Origin of the sequence: Pseudomonas sp. NPDC089406, from assembly GCF_044900265.1 — a bacterium.
GTDB classification, from domain to species: domain Bacteria; phylum Pseudomonadota; class Gammaproteobacteria; order Pseudomonadales; family Pseudomonadaceae; genus Aquipseudomonas; species Aquipseudomonas fakonensis.
This window is the reverse complement of sequence record NZ_JBJDNC010000043.1, coordinates 1-17558: the sequence shown is the minus strand read 5'-3', so window position 1 is coordinate 17558 and position 17558 is coordinate 1. Positions and strand designations below refer to the sequence as shown.

Below are 17558 nucleotides of genomic sequence, written 5' to 3'. Positions count from 1 at the left end.
GGGGGGGGGGGGGGGGGGGGGGGGGGCGGGGGGGGGGGCCCGGGCCCCCCCCCCCCCCCCCCCCCCCCCGCCCCCCGCCCGCGCCCGCCCCCCCCCCCCCCCGCCCCCCCCCCCCCCCCCCCCCCCCCCCCCCCCCCCCCGCTCCTACAGGGGGCGCAGCCATTGTTCAGCCTGCCTGCACCCGCCGGTAGCCATTCGGCGTCTGCCCGCTGAGCCGTTTGAAAAACCGCGCAAAATACGTCGGGTCGCTGAACCCCAGGCTGTCAGACAACTGCCCGATGCTCATGCGCGTGTACACAAGGCTGCGCCGGGCCTCCAGCAACAGCCGCTGGTGAATCACCTGCAACGCCGTCTGCCCGGCCAGCTCGCGGCACAGCTGGTTCAGCTGCAGGCTGGTCACCCCCAGCCGCGCGGCGAACACCTCCACGGCCAGGTGCTCACGGTAGTGCGCCTCCACCAGCCGCAGGTACTGGCCAAGCAACTGCCGGTCGCGCTCGCTGCGGTTGCGCGGCGGCAGGCCATGCTGCTGGCGGCCGATCCACACCATCAACGCGGTCACCAGCGCTTGTAACAGTGCCGCCCGGCCCGGGGCGCTGCCCTGGTACTCCTGCTGCAGGCTGGCAATCAGCGTGTGCAGGCGCCGGCGGTCGCGCCCCAGCGCATAGCAGCCCGGCGCTGCCAGCACGCTCAGCGGCGCGCCCAGGCGCTGCTCCAGGTCGGCCACCAGCGCGGTGCCAAAGGTCAGCACATGGCCCTGGATATCGGCACTGAAACGAAAGCCATGCACGGTCAGCGGCGGCACCACCTGGATCGCCGCCTGGCGGATCACGCTGCGCACGCCCTCGATCTCCACCTGCGCCTCGCCGCGCTGTACATACAGCAACTGGAACAGCTCGGCGTGCTGGTGCGGCTTGATCTCCCAGTGGTGCAGGCGGCTGCGCGCGGGGATGGTTTCGCAGTGCAGCAGGTCGGTGCCGGGCCAGGCGTGGTTTTCGCCGTACAGCTGGAACAGCGGGACGCCGGGGAGGGGGCTGTGCATGGGGTATCTGCCTGTCCGTTAATCGAACCGATTTTGTAAAAGTGCAGGTTTTGCAGTGGATAGCACACTTTAACGGCCGTGATCGGACGTAAAAATGCAGGAGCGAACCGTAACAGCACAAAGAGACAACAACAATGAAGACTCAGGTTGCAATCATCGGCGCAGGCCCATCCGGCCTGCTGCTGGGCCAACTGCTGCACAAGGCCGGTATCGACACGCTGATCGTCGAGCGGCAAACCCCCGACTACGTGCTGGGGCGCATCCGCGCCGGGGTGCTGGAGCAAGGCACGGTCGACCTGCTGCGCGAGGCCGGGGTGTCGGCGCGCATGGACGCCGAAGGCCTGGTGCACGAAGGCGTCGAACTGCTGGTGGGCGGGCGCCGCCAGCGCCTGGACCTCAAGCGCCTGACTGGCGGCAAGACGGTGATGGTCTACGGCCAGACCGAAGTCACCCGCGACCTGATGCAGGCCCGCGAGCACAACGGCGCGCCGATCATCTATTCGGCCAGCAACGTGCAGCCCCACGACATTGCCGGTGAGCGCCCGTACCTCACCTATGAAAAAGACGGCCAGCAGCACCGTGTGGACTGCGACTACATCGCCGGTTGCGACGGCTTCCACGGCGTGGCCCGGCAGAGCATCCCGGCCGGGGTGCTGAAGGAGTACGAACGCATCTACCCGTTCGGCTGGCTGGGCCTGCTGGCCGACACGCCGCCGGTGAACCACGAACTGATCTACGCCCACCACGAGCGCGGCTTTGTGCTTTGCAGCCAGCGCTCGCAGACCCGCAGCCGCTACTACCTGCAGGTGCCGCTGGAGGAGCGCGTGGAGGACTGGTCGGATGCGCGCTTCTGGGGCGAGCTGAAGGCGCGCCTGCCGGCGGATGTGGCCGAGCGCCTGGTTACGGGCCCGGCGCTGGAAAAAAGCATTGCGCCACTGCGCAGCCATGTGGTCGAGCCCATGCAGCATGGCCGGCTGTTTTTGGTGGGGGATGCCGCGCACATCGTCCCGCCCACCGGGGCCAAGGGGCTCAACCTGGCGGCCTCGGACGTCAACTACCTGTATCGCATCCTGGTCAAGGTGTACCGCGAAGGGCGTACCGACCTGCTGGCGCAGTATTCGCCCATGGCCTTGCGCCGGGTGTGGAAGGGCGAGCGTTTCAGCTGGTTCATGACCCAGCTGCTGCATGATTTCGGCGAACACCAGGACGACTGGGACCGCAAGATGCAGGCCGCGGACCGCGAGTACTACCTGGGGTCGGAGGCGGGGTTGTTGAACATTGCCGAGAACTACGTGGGGTTGCCGTTCGAGGAGGTGGCGTAGGGCGGGCTGCACGCGCCGCATCGGCATACCTGGGACCTGTAGGAGCGGCCTTGTGTCGCGAAAGGGGCGCGTAGCGGCCCCAGGATTTGAGCATCATGCAAAATCGCCGGGGCTGCTCTGCAGCCCTTTCGCGACGCAAGGCCGCTCCTACAGGTACCGCGCCTGATTCAGGCTCTGCGCAATCCTGTGGGAGCGAGTGCTATTGCTCCAGCACCTCGACCATCTCCCCATACCCGCGCTGGCGCGCATGCTCCAGCGCGGTCACGCCGTCCTTGTCGGCAATCGCCCGGTCCGCCCCGGCCGCCAGCAGGCGACGTACGATCTCGACATGGCGCGGCCCGCCATCACCGAGAATCACCGCCTCCAGCAACGCGGTCCAGTGCAGGCGGTTGAGGTGGTTCACCTGCACCCCGGCATCGATCAGCATCTGCACGGTCTCTACATGCCCGCGCTCGGCCGCCGGGATCAGCGCGGTGCCGCCGTAGCGGTTGGTACTGTTGAGGTCGGCGCCGTGGGCCAGGGTCAGGCGCAGGATCTGGTTCAGCCCGCGGGCGCCGGCATACAGGTAGGGGCTGTCCTGGATGTTGTCCTTGGCATTGACGTCGGCCCCGGCCGCGATCAGCGCCTCGGCCGCCGCCACCTGGTTGGCATGGGTGGCCACCAGCAGTGCGGTTTGGCCCTGGCCGTTGCGGGCATCGACCGGGGCGCCCTGGGCAAGCAGTTCACCAATGGCTTGGGCATCGCCGCGCTGGGCGGCTTCGAGCAGGCGGGTGTCCATGGGGCGCTCCTTGGCAAGGGTGGGCAGGCTGAGCAGGGCCAGCAGGAGGGCGACGATCATCGTGCGCATGGTGGCGATTCCTGGGGGGCGAGGGGCCATCCTAGGCAAGCGTTAGCGGCAGCGGAAGTGAAGTATCCGCATGACTTTGAGTCGATTTGTGAATGGTTGCCCGGGGCAGGGGGCCGTGATAGAAGTCAGGCCTGCCATTCAGAAGTTGAATTTCAAGATGTCCATCAGCGTTAAATCGAATAGAGCCCTGTTCGACCTCGACCTGCTGCGCGCCATCGTGGTGGTGGCCGATTGCGGCAGCTTCACCACCGCCGCCGCGCGCCTGCATTCCACCCAGTCGACCATCAGCCAGAAGGTGCGCCGCCTCGAAGAGATGGTCGGCCACCGCCTGCTGGTGCGCGGCAACCGCGACGTGCTGCCCACCGACGCCGGCCAGACCCTGCTCGGCTACGCCCGCCACATGCTGGCGCTGAACGACCAGATGCTCGAAGCCCTGGCCGGTGCCATGGTCGGGGTGACCGTGCGCCTGGGCGTGCCCGAGGACTTCGTCGGCGGGCGCACCACCAATGCGCTGTCGGCCTTCAGCCGCTGCCACCCGCAGGTCAAGCTGGAAGTCACCAGCGGCCTGTGCCGCGACCTCAGCCAGGCCTACGACAACGGCGAGCTCGACCTGGTGTTGCTCAAGCAGCGGCGCAACAGCCGCGAAGGCGTGGCCTGCTGGCCCGAGCGTTTGCAGTGGATCGACAGTGCGCGCATGCCATCCTTCGAGCTGGACCCGATCCCGTTGGTGACCTTCCCCCCGCGCGGCCTGTACCGCGACGACATGATCAACGCCATCGAAGGCATGGGCCGGCGCTGGCGCATCAGCTTCACCAGCTCGAGCCTGAGCGGCATCCAGGCCGCAGTGGCCGACGGCATGGGCATCAGCCTGCTGCCACCGCGGGCGGCAACCGCCGAACACCGGGTGCTGGGCGCTGCTGAGGGGCTGCCGGAGGTGGACAGCTACGAGATCGTCATTGTCTGCCGGCCGACGGCCGATGTGATGGTCAAGGCGCTGGCCGATGTGCTGACAGAGCTGTTGGGCGAGCAGGCGATTTAGGCTTTGTACGAAAAGTGCCTGCGCGACGATCATGCTGCGTTGAAAACAGGCTCGGAATGCTCATTTACAACCCGTAAACTCCGCTTCCTCGCCTGTTTTCGCCTTGCCTGATCGCCGCTCGGCGACTTTTCGTACAAACCCTAAGTAGCGGGCACGCCACAAGGCCGCTCCTTGGCAGGAGCGGCCTTGTGGCGGTATCACGCGGTTACTGCAGGTGCACCTTCAATTCCCCAGCCGCCTGGCGCATGGCGGCTTGCACGGCTGGCACCTGGTTCAGCGGGTTGAGCAGCCCGTAGTCGTGGATCATGCCGTTGTAGCGCACTGCAGTCACCGTCACGCCTGCTGCATTGAGGTGGCGGGCATAGGCTTCGCCTTCGTCGCGCAGCACATCGAACTCGGCGGTCTGCACCAGCGCAGGCGGCAGGCCCTTGAGCTGTTCAGGGGTGGCGCGCAGCGGCGAGGCGTAGATCTGCGCTCGCTGGCCGGCGTCGGTGGTGTAGCTGTCCCAGAACCATTTCATCATGCCGGTGGTCAGGAAGTGGCCCTCGGCGAACTGTTTGTACGAAGCAGTCTCGAAGCTGGCATCGGTCACCGGCCACAGCAGCAGCTGGAAGCGCAGTTTTGGCGTGCCGGCTTCTTTCGCCTTCAGCGCTACCACCGCCGCCATGTTGCCGCCGACGCTGTTGCCGGCCACCGCCAGACGGCTGCTGTCCACGCCGATCTGCTTGCCGTGCTCGGCAACCCAACGGGTGGCGGCGTAAGCCTGGTTGATGGCGGTGGGGTAGTGGGCTTCGGGGGACGGGGTGTAATCGACATACACCGCCACTGCGCCAGAGCCGACCACCAGGTCGCGGATCAGGCGCTGGTGGGTGGGGTAGTCGCCCAGTACCCAGCCGCCGCCGTGGAAGAACATGAACACTGGCAAATCACCCTTGACCTTGGCCGGGCGCACGATGGTCAGCTTCAGCGGCTGGCCGTCGGCCTGGATGCTGCGCTCGCTCACCTCGATACCCGACAGGTCGACCTTCACCGAAGCCTGGGCGCCGGTCAGCACCGCACGGGCGTCTTTCGGGCTGAGCTGCTCGAGGGGCTTGCCGCCACCCTGGGCGAGGGCGTCGAGGAAGGCCTGGGTGTGTTGTTCCACACCGGTGTTGCCGGCGGCGAAGGCGCTGCTGACCGAAAGGGCGAGAAGGCTGGTGGCGAGGGTTTTGCGGACAATGTTCATGGCGAATCCTTTTCAATTTAAGTGTGGGTAGTGGGCGTCTTGCCTGGCTTTGGGGCCATCGCTGCGACTTGTGTGTAGATTAAGCAGATGCCATGTGCGGAAAAAGCGGCTATAAAGCGTTTGACTGTCAATCAGAGCGTGACAATGAACCCCTACGAAGACATGCGAATTTTTGCCCAGGTGATGGAGGCCGGCAGCTTCACCGCTGCGGCCGAGCGCCTGGGGCTGTCTAAACAGTTTGTCAGCCGCCGGCTGATGCAGCTGGAAGAGCGCCTTGGCGTGCGCCTGCTCAACCGCTCGACCCGGCGCCTGGACGCCACCCCGCTGGGTGAGCGCTACTACCAGAACGCCCTGCGCCTGCTGGACGAGGTGCAGTTGCTGGAGCAGGACATCAGCGGGCAGACGCAGCAATTGCGCGGCACCTTGCGCCTGAGCGCGCCGCTGTCATTCGCCATTGCTCACCTGGGCTGCCTGCTCACCGAGTTCTTGCGCGTGCACCCCGGCGTGGATGTGGAGGTGGACCTGAGCGACCGCGCGGTCGACCTGATCGGCGAGGGTTACGACCTGGCGCTGCGCATCGGTACCCTGGAAGACTCCAGCCTGATCGCCCGGCGTATCGCCGCGGTGGAGCGGGTGTACTGCGCAAGCCCGGCTTACCTGACGGCCCGGGGCACGCCCGAGGCGCCGGAGCAGCTGGCCGGGCACGATTGCCTGCCTTACGGGCATGCGCGCCAGGTGCAGTGGCAGTTCAGCGCCGAGGGCAAGGCGCGCAGCATTGCCGTGAGCGGGCGCATGCGTGCCAACAACGGCGAGATGCTGCGCGATGCGGCGGTGGCGGGGATGGGGGTGACCTACCTGCCGACCTTCATCGTCGGCCAGGCGCTGGCCGAGGGGCGGCTGGTGCAGGTGCTGGAGGGGTGGGCACCGCCTGCGCTGCAGCTGTCGGCGGTGTATCCGCAGCACCGCCAGGTGGCCCGGCCGGTGCAGGTGTTCGTGGAGTTCTTGCGTGAGCGGTTGGTGGCTTTATAACGCTTGCGGGCGCTATCGCCGGCAAGCCGGCTCCTACAGGTTCAGCGCAGGCCTGAAGGTTACGCGGTCTCTGTGGGAGCGGCTTCAGCCGCGAACACCGGCGAAGCCGGTGCCATGTACCGCGGCGCTTGCTTCGCGGCTAAAGCCGCTCCTACAGGAGTTGCACAAGCTTTAGGCCAGTGCCGTACCTGTAGGAGCCGGCTTGCCGGCGATTGGGCCGGTCAGGCCGCCGCAGCCAGCTTGGCGCTGGTCTGCCGGCGGCGGTAGGCGCTGTCACGGCTGGCCAGCCACCAGTACAGCGGCGAGGTCACCGCCAGGCCCACCAGCCACGAAAGGTCCGCACCGTTGATGTACTCGGACACCGGGCCCACGTACAGCGGGGTGTTCATGAACGGCACCTGCACCACGATGCCCACTGCATAGGCCAGCAGCGCCTGCGGGTTGTAGCGCCCGTAGATGCCGCCATCGACCTTGAAGATCGACTGGATGTCGTAGTCGCCCTTGTGAATGGCATAGAAGTCGATCAGGTTGATCGCGGTCCACGGCACCAGCACCACTAGCAGCACCAGCACCATGTCGACGAAGTGGCCGATGAAGTCTGCCGAGGCGAACACCGCCACCACGCAGCAAGCCGCCAGCACCACCAGCGACAGCACGGCGCGGCTGCGCGCGGTGGGGATCCAGCGGTAGGCGAAGGTCTGGATCAGGGTGATGATCGACAGCACCGCGCCATACAGGTTGAGGGCGTTGTGGCTGATCACGCTGAGCAGGAACAGCACCAGCATCAGCGGGCCGAGGGTACCGGTGGCGAGCTTCACCGCATCCATGGTGTCCATGCCTGCCGGGATGGCCAGCACCGCCACCGCGCCGAAGATGAATGACAGGCTCGAACCCAGGGCCGAGCCCAGGTAGGTGGTCCAGAAGGTCGAGCTGACCTTGACGTCGGCCGGCAGGTAGCGCGAGTAGTCCGACACGTAGGGGGCGAAGGCGATCTGCCGCAGCGCCGCCAGCGACACGGTGGCCAGCCAGCCGGCCAGGTTGAAGCCGCCGCGGGTGAGGAAGTCGTCGCTTTGCACATGGCTGAAGATGTAGCCAAAGCCGACCACGATGCCGATACCCAGCACCCAGGTGCCGATGCGGTTGAGCACGTGGATGAAGCGGTAGCCGATGATGCCGATGATGCCCGAGCCCAGCGCACCGATGACGATGCCCACCGGCACCGGCACGCTGTCGACCACCCCGTGCAGCGACTTGCCGGCCAGCACGATGTTGGAGGCGAAGAAGCCGATGTACATCACGCCGGCGATCACCACCACCAGCAACGCACCGAGCGAGCCGAACTGGGCGCGGCTCTGGATCATCTGCGGGATGCCCATTTGCGGGCCCTGGGCCGAGTGCAGCGCCATCAGCACGCCGCCGAGCAGGTGGCCGACCAGAATGGCGACGATGCCCCAGACCAGGTTCAGGTGGAACAGCTGCACGCCGAGCGCGCCGGTGACGATGGGCAGCGGCGCGATGTTGCCGCCGAACCACAGTGTGAACAGATCCCTTACCTTTCCATGGCGGTCTTGCGGCGGCACGTAGCCGATCGTGTGTTTCTCGATGAGGGGTGCCGAATTGGCTGCACTGGTCATGACTGACTCCAAGGCAAGGAGGGGCAACCGCAGCTGCCCGGGGGCGTGCCGGCAAGGGGCGACGCGTTCTTGTTGGAGCGATGATGGGGGCCGGGCAGGGAACGGGAAATTAGTAAATTTGTGCTCATGAACCTTAAAAAAGCTAAGGCTGGCAAAAGCTTAAGGGATGAGTGGTAGCAAGGAGGGTGCCAGCTGGCTGGCGGCTGCGTGTGGCTTGGGTTTGCAGGTGCCGGCAGTGTTGCGGGTGGTCGGTGATGGTGCATGGTGCACAGTGTTGGCGCGCAGTCAGAGCATCGCACGCTCCTGTGGAATAAATCACAACTCGTTGATTTGACGAAGATTCTGTGGGAGCGGCTTCAGCCGCGAACACCGGCGAAGCCGGTGCCATCTAGCGCGGTGCCTGCTTCGCGGCTAAAGCCGCTCCCACAGGTACAGCGCTGGACCCAGGCTGCACGCAATCCTGTGGGAGCGGGTTCACCCGCGAAGCAGCCGACGCGGTGCCTGGCACCGGCTTCGCCGGTGTTCGCGGTGGCCCGGCACTCCGGCAAGCCCGCCCCCACACAGGTCGCGCCAGATTATAGAAATTGAGCAAGACAGTTGCTCCCACAGGTGCCGGGGCGCGCTTGCGGCCGCAGTTCCTTGCGCGACAGCGCAGCCCGAAGGGCCGGGTGCTCTCCTACATCGGCAACAACCGGTCCTGAATCACGTCTTTCATCACCAGCGTCGAACTCAGCCGTTTCACATTGGGAATGCTGGTCAGCTGTTCGTCATACAGCTTCTGGAACGCCGGCAAATCCTTGGCCACCACATGCAGCAGGTAGTCCGGGTCGCCGAACAGGCGCTGGGCCTCGACAATCTGCGCAATCTGCGCCACCGCCGCTTCGAAGTCCGCCACCGGCTGGCGGGTCACCTCGCGCAGGGTGACGAACACCAGGGCGGCGAAGTTCAGCCCCAGGGCAGCGGGGGCCAAGCGGGCGTGGTAGCCGAGGATCGCGCCAGACTCCTCCAGCGCCTTGAGCCGGCGGTGGCAGGGTGACAGGCTCAGCCCCACGCGTTCGGCCAGCTCGGTCACGGACAGCCGGCCATCCTTTTGCAGCTCGGCAAGTATCTTGCGGTCTGTGCGGTCCATTGAGGGAGATTCTTCCAGTAATCGGGATTCAGCTGGAAATATACGAAAGAAAATCCCTGGGCGATATCCGTAATCTTTCTTTCACACAAACCACCGTGAAAGGAAAAATTCAAATGGCCATGAGTGTTCTGGCGGCGTTCTGGGCCGTGTCGTTCCTGTTCGTGATCACCCCCGGCGCCGACTGGGCCTACGCCATCTCGGCCGGCATGCGCGGGCGCTGGGTGGTGCCGGCGGTGGCCGGCATGCTCTCGGGGCATTTTGCGGCGACCCTGGTGGTGGCTGCCGGGGTGGGCAGCCTGCTGGCCGGCCACCCGCTGGCACTGACCCTGCTGACCTTCGCCGGCTGCACCTACCTGCTGTGGCTGGGCGCCAACCTGGTGCTCAGCCCGGCGCTGCCCGAGGGCGGCGAGGAGCAGCAAGCGAGCGGCTCGCGCTGGGCGCTCAAGGGCTTTTGCGTCAGCGGCTTGAACCCCAAGGTGTTTCTGCTGTTCCTGGCCTTGCTGCCGCAGTTCACCGACCCGCAATCGGCGTGGCCGGTGGGGTTGCAAATTTTGCTGCTGGGGCTGGTGCACCTGGGCAGCTCACTGGTGATCTACCTGATGGTGGGGTATGGCGCCAAGGCGGTGTTGAGCACCCGGCCGGCGGCGGCGCGGGTGGTCGGGCGGGTGTCGGGGCTGGTGATGATCGGCGTGGCGGTGCTGCTGGCGCTGGGGCAACTGCGCTGAGCCCTTACTCGCCCAGGCGCTGCTCGCGCGATGGCGGGTAGCCGAAGTAGGCGGCGTAGCACTTGCTGAAGTGCGACACCGAAACGAAGCCGCAGGCCACCGCCACTTCCATCACCGACAGGTCCGAATACTGCAGCAGGCGCCGGCTCTTGGTGATGCGCAGCTCCATGTAGTAGCGCCGCGGCGAGGTGCCCAGCTGGGCCTGGAACAGGCGGTCGATCTGGCGCCGCGAGCGGCCGGAATAAGAGGCCAACTGGTCGAGGCTGAGGGTTTCTTCGAGGTTGTTTTCCATCAGCTCGACGATGGTGCGCAGGTGCAGGCTCATGGACTTTTTCGCCCCCGGCCCGACCTGGCGATAACGTGCGCCAGAGAACGACAGGATCTCCTCGACCCCTTCGGCCAGGCCATCGCCGTGCAGGCGGCGCACCAGGCCGAGCATCAGTTCCATGGCGCCATTGGGGCTGGCGGCGGTGAGGCGGTCGCGGTCGAGGGTGAAGCTGGCCGGGGTGATGCGCGTTTGCGGGCTGGTTTCGGCCAGGCTTGCGCGCTGCTCGGGGTGCACGCTGCAGCCGTAGTCATCGAGCACCCCGGCGCGGCCGAGGAACCAGGCGCCGTTCCACAGCCCGCCCAGGGTCATGCCGTGGCTGGCGCAGTCGGCCAGCAGGCGGTCCAGGCCAGGGTACTTGAGCGCGGTGCGCAGGCCGCCGCAAATCACCAGCAGGTCGAGGTCGTGCAGGGTGTGCGGGTCGAGGGGCGTGGCCACCAGTTCCAGGCCCAGGTCGCTGAGCACCCGGTCGCCACCCAGCGACAGCGGGGTGAAGGCGAAGCTGTCGGCGCGCAGCAGGTTGGCGGTGACCAGCACGTCCATGGCCACGGTGAAGCTGGCCATGGAGAAATGCTCCAGCAGCACGAAGTCGACCCGGTACGGGCGCTGGGCGCTGCCGTCGTTGCTTTTCAGGCGCAGCATGTTGCTGGTGCTGGTCTTCTTGCTGAACTGGCGTGGTGTGGGCACTGCGGACTCCGCTTCCTGGCTGGCGCGATGAGTGTGCAAGGCGGCGCCGGGAAAGACAACACCGGGTGGCATTGGGCTATGCTGGCGGCCTTTTGCTGCCTGGAGCCTTTGCCATGAAATACCTCGCCGTACTGCTGTTCAGCCTGCTGCCGGTGCTGGCCCATGCCGTGGAGCCGGGCGAGCGCCTGGCGCCCTGGACCTTGCTCGACCAGCACGACCAGCCCTACAGCCTGGGCAGCGACACCCGCCTCTTGCTGGTGGCCCGCGACATGGACGGCGCCAAGCTGGTCAAGGCGGCCCTGGCCGGGCAGCCCAAGGGGTATCTGGAGGCGCGGGGCGCGGTGTTCGTGGCGGATATCCAGCGCATGCCAGCGCTGATCAGCAAACTGTTCGCCATCCCGGCGATGCGTGACTACAGCTACCGGGTGCTGCTGGACCGCGAAGGGCGGGTGGCCAGCCGTTATGCCGGGGCCGAAGGCCAGGTGCTGTGGCTGGTGCTGGACCACGGTGTGCTGGTAACGCTGCGCGAATTTGCCGATGCGCCAGAGCTGAAGGCGGCGCTGGAAGGGGCTGCTGCCCAGTAGCAGCCTGTGCCGGCCTCATCGCCGGCAAGCCGGCTCCTACAGGTACGGCGCAGGCCGAAGCAAACGCCGTACCTGTGGAAGCAACTGTCTTGCTCAGCTTCTAAAAGCTGGTGCGATCCCTGTAGGAGCCGACACTGGCCTGAAGCTTATGCAATTCCTGTGGGAGCAACTGTCTTGCTCAATCTCTAAAGCTGGGCACCGCGTCGTCATCTTCGCGGGTAAACCCGCTCCCACAGGATCGCACTAGGCGCGAATCAGGCGCCGTACCTGTGGGAGCGGCTTTAGCCGCGAAGCAGGCGACGCGGTGCATGGCACCGGCTGCGCCGGTGTTCGCGGGTCAAGCCCGCTCCTACAGGGGGCGGGTCAACTCGTTGCTTTGAGGTTGGGGCGCTGGCGGTAAACCCCGGGGGTCACCCCGGCATGCGCCTTGAACACCCGCTGAAAATGCGCCTGGTCGGCAAAGCCCAGGCGATAGGCTACATCCGCAAGCTGCACTCCCTGGCGCAGCAGTTCGCGCGCCTGGTTCACCCGTGCATTGAGCAAATAGGCGTGGGGCGTCATGCCGGTGGCACTGGCGAAGGCGCGGATCAGCGCATAACGGCCAAGCCCGGCCTGCGCTGCCAGCCCGTCCAGCGTGACTGCGGCCAGGTCCTGGTGCTGCAGGCGCTCCAGCAGTTCGGCCAGCATCGAGGGCGCCAGGGCCGGTGCTTCGGCCAGGCACTGATGCGCGGAGAAATCATGCTCGCCGATGAACGCCACCAGCGCGGCGTCTTTCTCCAGTGGCGCGGCGGACGAAAACAGCAGCGCGTTCAGCGCGCAGAACTGCCGGTACAAGCGCGGCGAGCGGCTGACCCGGGCCGGCGCGCCAGGTGCCGCGGCTTCGAGGCCCGACTCCAGGCGCAGGCGCTGCAGCCATTCGGCGTCCAGGTGCAGCATCTGGTAGCTCCAGGCCTGCCCGGGCTCGGGGTTGCAGGCATGCACCCGCTGCGCCGGCACCAGCACCAGGGTGCCCGGGGTCAGGCGGGTTTCACCCATGCCGGCCCCGGTAAAGCGGCTGAACCCGGCGTCCACCGCGCCGATGGAGAAGGTCGGGTGGCTGTGGGCCTTGTAGCAGGCACGGCTGTGGCAGGCGCGCCGGCTTTCCACGTGGGGCAGGGCCGGGTCGTGCCAGATTTCGCGGCGGGCAGTGGGCATGGCGAATGGCCTGAAGTGCAGTGGCAGCGGGCAGTCTACTGTTCTGGCCAATTGCCGCGCCACTGTGCTTGACGCAAGGCCCGGCCGGGCGCGACGCTGCCCGGCCTGTGAAGGAGAAGAATAATGGACCTGTCGAGCCTGCTGCTGTTTATCCCCGCCTGCTTCGCCCTGAACATGGCCCCGGGGCCGAACAACCTGTTGTCCCTGCACAATGCCAGCCGCTATGGCCTGCGCACCGCCTGTGTGGCGGGCGGCGGTCGGCTGCTGGCCTTCAGCGGCATGATCGCCCTGGCGGCGATGGGCCTGGCGGTGGTGCTGCACACCAGCGAATACCTGTTCCTGGCGGTCAAGGTGCTGGGGGCGGGTTACCTGTTCTACATTGCCTGGCAGCTGTGGCGGGCGCCGGTGGGCGAAGCGCAGGTGGCGGGCGAGCAGCCGTGTGGCACCTGGAAGCTGGCGCGCCAGGAGTTCTGGGTGGCGGCAGGCAACCCCAAGGCTATCTTGATCTTCACCGCCTTCCTGCCGCAGTTCGTCAGCGTGGGCGGCAGCACCCCGGTGGGTGAGCAGTTCCTGCAACTGGGTGTGCTGTTCCTGTTGCTGGAATGGGCGGCCATTGCCATCTATGCCGGGCTCGGCGCCTACCTGCAGCGCTGGTTCGAACGGCCCGGGCCGCGCCGGGTGTTCAACCGGGTCAGCGCGTCGTTGCTCGGCTGTGCAGGAGTTGGGTTGCTGGCAGCGCGGCGCTAGAACTGCCAGCGTAGTCCCAGGTTCACACCGCTGGCGCGTTGCTGGCGGCTGTCGAGGTTGCTGCTGTATTGCACGCCGCCGTGCAGGGTCAAGGCTTCGCTGGCTTGCCACAGCACGCCGCTCTCCAGCTGCAGCGAGGTGTAGCGGTAGTCGGTGTTGATCCGGTCCGCGTCATCGAACACCAAGCTGTCGCGGCCGCCATCGCCATGCCACAGGTTCACTTGCGCATAGGGTTGCAGGAGGCGTTGCGCGGCTCCGGCGAATGAACCGACCAGGCGCAGGCCCAGGCGCGCGGTCAGCTCGACCTGAGCGTCATGCTCGATGCGCGAGACCGCGTCATGGGCACTGTCCAGGTTGACCTTCTGTGCGATCACTTGCGCCTGGGGTTCGAGCGACCAGCGTGGTGACAGTGCCAGTGGCAGCCCGGTTTCGAGCGAGACGCTCCAGGCCTGGCCCTCGACGTCGAGCTTGCCGCCGCGGTCGGAGCGGGCGCGGCCTTCGAGCCTGCTGTACTGCAGCACCGCATCCACATAGCCACCCTGTGCACCAACCCGTGTCCAGTAAGCCCCCAGGCTGTCGCTGGCCAGTTCAAGGTCGCCCACCGGGTTGTCCGCGACCGCAAGGGCAAAGCCTTTCACCTGGGCGTCCAGGCGGCTGTGCCCGAGGTACAGGCCGGCCTGTTGGCGCACGCCATTCTCGGTCACCTTGGCGTACAGGTCGTGGCCAACGCGAAAGCCGTAGACGTCGCCATCCAGGCTCGGGTCGACGGTGCCGCTCCAGCTTTGGCGCAGGTTGCCGCCATAGGCCTGGCCCCAGGCGGCGCTGCCGGCCAGGGCACGTTGGTCGCCCTGGCGCTGGTGGAAGGTGCCCAGGGCCTGGCGGGCGATGACCGCCGCGCCGCGCGGGGCGGCTGCATACACCGGCACTTCCGGGCGGTACAGCGGGATGCTGGCAACCGGCGCTGCCGTGGGCCCGGCGCCGGGCTCGAACACCAGCAGCACCGAGCGCAGGTACCAGTTCTGCGCACTGCCGGCGCTGACGCCGCCTTTGAACAACTGGTAGTCGTAGGCCCCGGCAGAGACCGGTGCGGCCAGGCTGAATGCCCCCTCGGCAGTGTTTGCCCCGTTCCGGGTCTCGACCACCATGATGCCGTCCTGCAGGGTGGCGGCGCCGGCCCCGCCCAGGTTGGCCACCTGTACCCGGGTACTGCCACTGGCGCTGCCCTGGTCGATCACCAGGCGATCTGCCGGCGCCCCGTCACCTGCCAGCACGCTGTTCAGGCGTAGCAGGCCGTTGGCACTCTGGTAGTCACCGGCCACGGTCAGGCGGCCCTGGGCATCGTTGCCGGTTGCAAGGTCCACAGTCCCGGCATTGAGCAAGGTTGCCCGTTGCCCCGCGCCGAAGGCCATTACCGTGCCCTGGCGCGAAGCGAGGGTGCTGCCGGCGTCGATGCGCAAGGTACCGGTACCTGTGTCGTTGTCGCCCAGATGCAGGGTGTCATCGAGGTCGAGGCGGCTGCCACCGCCCAGGGTGACCTGCTCCCAGTTGGTGTAGTGCGTGCCGCCAACGGCATGGCTGCCGATCAACGCCAGGCTGTCGTTGCCTGCGCCGCCGTCCACGACGATGTTCAACAGCTCGGGCGTAAGCCCCTGCAGCAGGGCGACATCGTCACCAGAGTCCATCTGCACTTGCCCGGCAATGTGCCCGCCGTTCCAGGTGAACTGGTCGTTGCCGGTACTCATCAGCACGTTGCCGCCGAGTTGGCCGCCATGTATCAGCACCCGGTCGTCGCCGCCGCTGACGCTGATGTTGCCGCCCACGGTGCCGGCGAAGAGCTCCACAAGGTCGGTGTCGAAGCCGGTGATGATGTTCTGGTCGATGCTGCCGCCGCGCATGATGAAGGTGTTCTTGTCCAGGCGCATGTTGACGTTGCCGATACGCCCGCCGTCCATTTCGGCGAAGTCGCCGCTGTCGAAGGTGCCCTTGATCCAGCCGCCGGTCATATGAAAGGTGTCCAGGCCATCGCCCTGGTTGAGGCTGCCTTCGATGACCCCGCCGCTCATGTTGAAGGCGTCTACGCCATCCCCCTGGTTGACGCTGCCGCCGATACTGCCGGAGGCCATGTCGATGCGGTCGCGGCCGGCGCCGAAGGTCAGGTTGCCGGTGATGCTGCCGCTGCCACCGGCGGGGAAGGTCAGGCTGTTGTTGCCGCTGGTATCGGTCAGGGATGCGGCACTGGCGCTGTCGCAAACGTAGCTGTCGTCACCGGCGCTGGTGATGAAGCTGCAGGCGGCATGGGCGGTGGGGGTGGTTGAGAGGTATAGCGTGACCAGCGGGAGCAGCATGCGCGCGACCATGGCCGGGGCCTCCACTTGCCAGAGGGGCCCGCACGACTGGCGCGCTGTGCAGGGTTACTCCGGTTGTATAGAGGCCGCCACACAGGGCGCAACTGGCAAAAATGATGGGTGGCAAAGCGCCACGCCGGTCAATCGCGGTAGAAGGTTTGCACCAGGTGGTAGCCGAACTTGCTCTTGATCGGCCCGTGTACCACGCGCAGGGGCTTTTTGAAGATCACCTGGTCGATGGCGCCGACCATCTGGCCGGGGCGCACTTCGCCCAGGTCGCCGCCGCGCTTGCCCGACGGGCAGGTGGAGAACTTTTTGGCCAGCACGTCGAAGGCTTCGCCATTGGCGATGCGCTGCTTGAGCTTTTCGGCTTCTTCAGCGGTCTTGACCAGGATGTGGCGGGCTTGGGCTTTCATGGGGGAGGTACCTGTGCTGCGGGGTGAAAAAGGGCGCCATTATGCCTGATGTCGGGTGGTCGGGGGCTTCAAGGCTGGTTGAGCTGTGGCTGCTGCTGCCTTGTGCTGGCTGTGGCGGCCTCATCGCCGGCAAGCCGGCTCCTACAGGTGGCGCGCAGGTTTGCAGGTTTGGTGATAGCAGCGGGTTTGCCCGCGCGCTGATTCAATGGCGCATCAATCGCTGCCTGACGCAGTCCTTGGCCTCCAGCGCCAGCCCGTCCAGCCGTTCGTCGCGCAATTGCTCGGCTTCCATCATTGCCTCATCGCCATGCTGTTTGAGCAGGTAGGCGTGGATCTGCATCACTTCGACGGTCTGGTAGATCGGGGCAATGTCCAGCCGCCCGATCAGCGCACCGCTGGCGCGCCCGGTACTGCTCATCAGCACTTGTGGCCCGGCGCTGGCCACCACCTGCAGGCCCATGGCCTCGAACCAGGGCACCTGGTTGGCGAAGGTGCTCAGTTCGACGCAGGCAAAGCGTGCGCGCAGGTCATCCAGCAGGCCCTGGGCGATGCCTTGGCGGCGATGGCTGGGGCTGACGGCGAGGTAGGCGAGGGCGCATGCCTGGGGGTCGTCCTGTGCCGGCAGCGCCAGGGCGAAGCCCAGCAGTTGGTCCGGGGCCTCGGCGTCCAGTGCGAGCGTCACCTGCACGGCCAGGCCGCGGGTACCGTCCAGGGCCATCAGATATTGGTGTACCTCAAGCCCCACGCCGTACTGGTACAGCGGGTAGAGCGGGTTGTCCTGGGTGATGGCGACGCTGCTGAGTTGGCCGACATGGTCGATCACCAGCTGACGAATCTGGCTCTGGAAGGATTCTGGCGGAACGCCGTCCAGGCGGCGGAGGATGAACATCTCGGGGTGGGCTCCGGGTGGGGGCGGTGTACGGGGTGGGCATTCTACCTGCTTAGCGGGTGGGGTGCGTATTTACCTGTCGGTGCTTGCTGGCGGGGGGTATGTTGTGATGGCGCGTTATCGTTTTTTGATTTGGTTTAATTGGTTTGGTTGGTTTTGAAAGTTGTATGCGCATTCATTATTTGTAGTGACGCTTATTCACCTTTCCGCCCTTACGGCGGCTCACTTTTTGAGGGATCAAAAAGTAAGCAAAAAATCCTCGCTCCATTCATCCGGCCCCTGCGCTTCGCTCCGGGGTTCCCTCACTCCGGGCTTGCTCCGGGGGTACGCGCCGACGGGCCGTCCCTGGCCCGATCGGCGCTCGACCGGCATCCATGCCGGT

Annotated in this window: 16 protein-coding genes; 6 read left to right on the top strand and 10 right to left on the bottom strand. The window is 66.5% G+C overall.

Annotated features, from left to right (window positions below):
• Window positions 1–166: 166 nt before the first annotated feature.
• The gene (locus tag ACI2KK_RS24030; RefSeq protein WP_404670903.1) at window positions 167–1039 is read right to left on the bottom strand and encodes a helix-turn-helix domain-containing protein; all 873 of its coding nucleotides are present in this window, start codon (window positions 1037–1039) and stop codon (window positions 167–169) included.
• 134 nt (window positions 1040–1173) lie between these two features.
• On the opposite strand from ACI2KK_RS24030, the gene pobA reads away from it, so the two are divergent.
• Window positions 1174–2361, top strand: a complete 1188-nt coding sequence (gene pobA, locus ACI2KK_RS24025) for a 4-hydroxybenzoate 3-monooxygenase (RefSeq protein WP_404670902.1) — start codon at window positions 1174–1176, stop codon at window positions 2359–2361.
• 199 nt (window positions 2362–2560) lie between these two features.
• Here the strand turns inward: pobA and ACI2KK_RS24020 are convergent, their stop codons facing one another.
• A complete protein-coding gene (locus ACI2KK_RS24020; protein ID WP_404670901.1) occupies window positions 2561–3208 on the bottom strand; it encodes an ankyrin repeat domain-containing protein in 648 nt (215 codons plus the stop codon).
• Window positions 3209–3365: 157 nt separating this feature from the next.
• Between ACI2KK_RS24020 and ACI2KK_RS24015 the strand changes: the two genes are divergently transcribed.
• Entirely contained in the window at window positions 3366–4247 is an 882-nt protein-coding gene (locus tag ACI2KK_RS24015) for a LysR substrate-binding domain-containing protein (protein WP_217839081.1), read from the top strand.
• Between the two features lie 205 nt (window positions 4248–4452).
• Here the strand turns inward: ACI2KK_RS24015 and ACI2KK_RS24010 are convergent, their stop codons facing one another.
• Window positions 4453–5472 carry an alpha/beta hydrolase gene (locus ACI2KK_RS24010; protein WP_404670900.1) on the bottom strand — a complete coding sequence of 340 codons (1020 nt, stop codon included), beginning with the start codon at window positions 5470–5472 and terminating at the stop codon, window positions 4453–4455.
• A 144-nt stretch (window positions 5473–5616) separates the two neighbouring features.
• On the opposite strand from ACI2KK_RS24010, the gene ACI2KK_RS24005 reads away from it, so the two are divergent.
• A complete protein-coding gene (locus ACI2KK_RS24005) occupies window positions 5617–6501 on the top strand; it encodes a LysR family transcriptional regulator (RefSeq protein ID WP_404670899.1) in 885 nt (294 codons plus the stop codon).
• A 221-nt stretch (window positions 6502–6722) separates the two neighbouring features.
• On the opposite strand, the gene ACI2KK_RS24000 is transcribed toward ACI2KK_RS24005, so the two are convergent.
• A complete protein-coding gene (locus tag ACI2KK_RS24000) occupies window positions 6723–8135 on the bottom strand; it encodes a purine-cytosine permease family protein (RefSeq protein WP_404670898.1) in 1413 nt (470 codons plus the stop codon).
• A 676-nt stretch (window positions 8136–8811) separates the two neighbouring features.
• Window positions 8812–9264, bottom strand: a complete 453-nt coding sequence (locus ACI2KK_RS23995) for an Lrp/AsnC family transcriptional regulator (RefSeq protein WP_404670897.1) — start codon at window positions 9262–9264, stop codon at window positions 8812–8814.
• A gap of 113 nt (window positions 9265–9377) precedes the next feature.
• On the opposite strand from ACI2KK_RS23995, the gene ACI2KK_RS23990 reads away from it, so the two are divergent.
• Entirely contained in the window at window positions 9378–9989 is a 612-nt protein-coding gene (locus ACI2KK_RS23990; protein ID WP_404670896.1) for a LysE family translocator, read from the top strand.
• Window positions 9990–9993: 4 nt separating this feature from the next.
• Here the strand turns inward: ACI2KK_RS23990 and ACI2KK_RS23985 are convergent, their stop codons facing one another.
• Window positions 9994–11001, bottom strand: coding sequence for a GlxA family transcriptional regulator (locus ACI2KK_RS23985; protein WP_404670895.1), 1008 nt, complete (start codon window positions 10999–11001; stop codon window positions 9994–9996).
• Window positions 11002–11114: 113 nt separating this feature from the next.
• Between ACI2KK_RS23985 and ACI2KK_RS23980 the strand changes: the two genes are divergently transcribed.
• The gene (locus ACI2KK_RS23980) at window positions 11115–11585 is read left to right on the top strand and encodes an FAD/FMN-containing dehydrogenase (RefSeq protein ID WP_404670894.1); all 471 of its coding nucleotides are present in this window, start codon (window positions 11115–11117) and stop codon (window positions 11583–11585) included.
• 363 nt (window positions 11586–11948) lie between these two features.
• Here the strand turns inward: ACI2KK_RS23980 and ACI2KK_RS23975 are convergent, their stop codons facing one another.
• The gene (locus tag ACI2KK_RS23975) at window positions 11949–12779 is read right to left on the bottom strand and encodes an AraC family transcriptional regulator (RefSeq protein WP_404670893.1); all 831 of its coding nucleotides are present in this window, start codon (window positions 12777–12779) and stop codon (window positions 11949–11951) included.
• 123 nt (window positions 12780–12902) lie between these two features.
• Here ACI2KK_RS23975 and ACI2KK_RS23970 point away from each other — a divergent pair, with 123 nt between their 5' ends.
• A complete protein-coding gene (locus ACI2KK_RS23970) occupies window positions 12903–13526 on the top strand; it encodes a LysE family translocator (RefSeq protein ID WP_404670892.1) in 624 nt (207 codons plus the stop codon).
• On the opposite strand, the gene ACI2KK_RS23965 is transcribed toward ACI2KK_RS23970, so the two are convergent.
• From ACI2KK_RS23965 to ACI2KK_RS23955, 3 genes are all read right to left on the bottom strand, one after another.
• Window positions 13523–15883: an autotransporter outer membrane beta-barrel domain-containing protein gene (locus ACI2KK_RS23965; protein WP_404670891.1), complete on the bottom strand. Its 2361-nt coding sequence runs from the start codon at window positions 15881–15883 to the stop codon at window positions 13523–13525. The two genes, ACI2KK_RS23970 and ACI2KK_RS23965, sit on opposite strands and share 4 nt — an antisense overlap.
• A gap of 128 nt (window positions 15884–16011) precedes the next feature.
• Window positions 16012–16287, bottom strand: a complete 276-nt coding sequence (locus ACI2KK_RS23960) for a peptidylprolyl isomerase (protein ID WP_133323846.1) — start codon at window positions 16285–16287, stop codon at window positions 16012–16014.
• A 202-nt stretch (window positions 16288–16489) separates the two neighbouring features.
• Window positions 16490–17176, bottom strand: a complete 687-nt coding sequence (locus ACI2KK_RS23955; RefSeq protein ID WP_404670890.1) for a GNAT family N-acetyltransferase — start codon at window positions 17174–17176, stop codon at window positions 16490–16492.
• Window positions 17177–17558 lie beyond the last annotated feature (382 nt).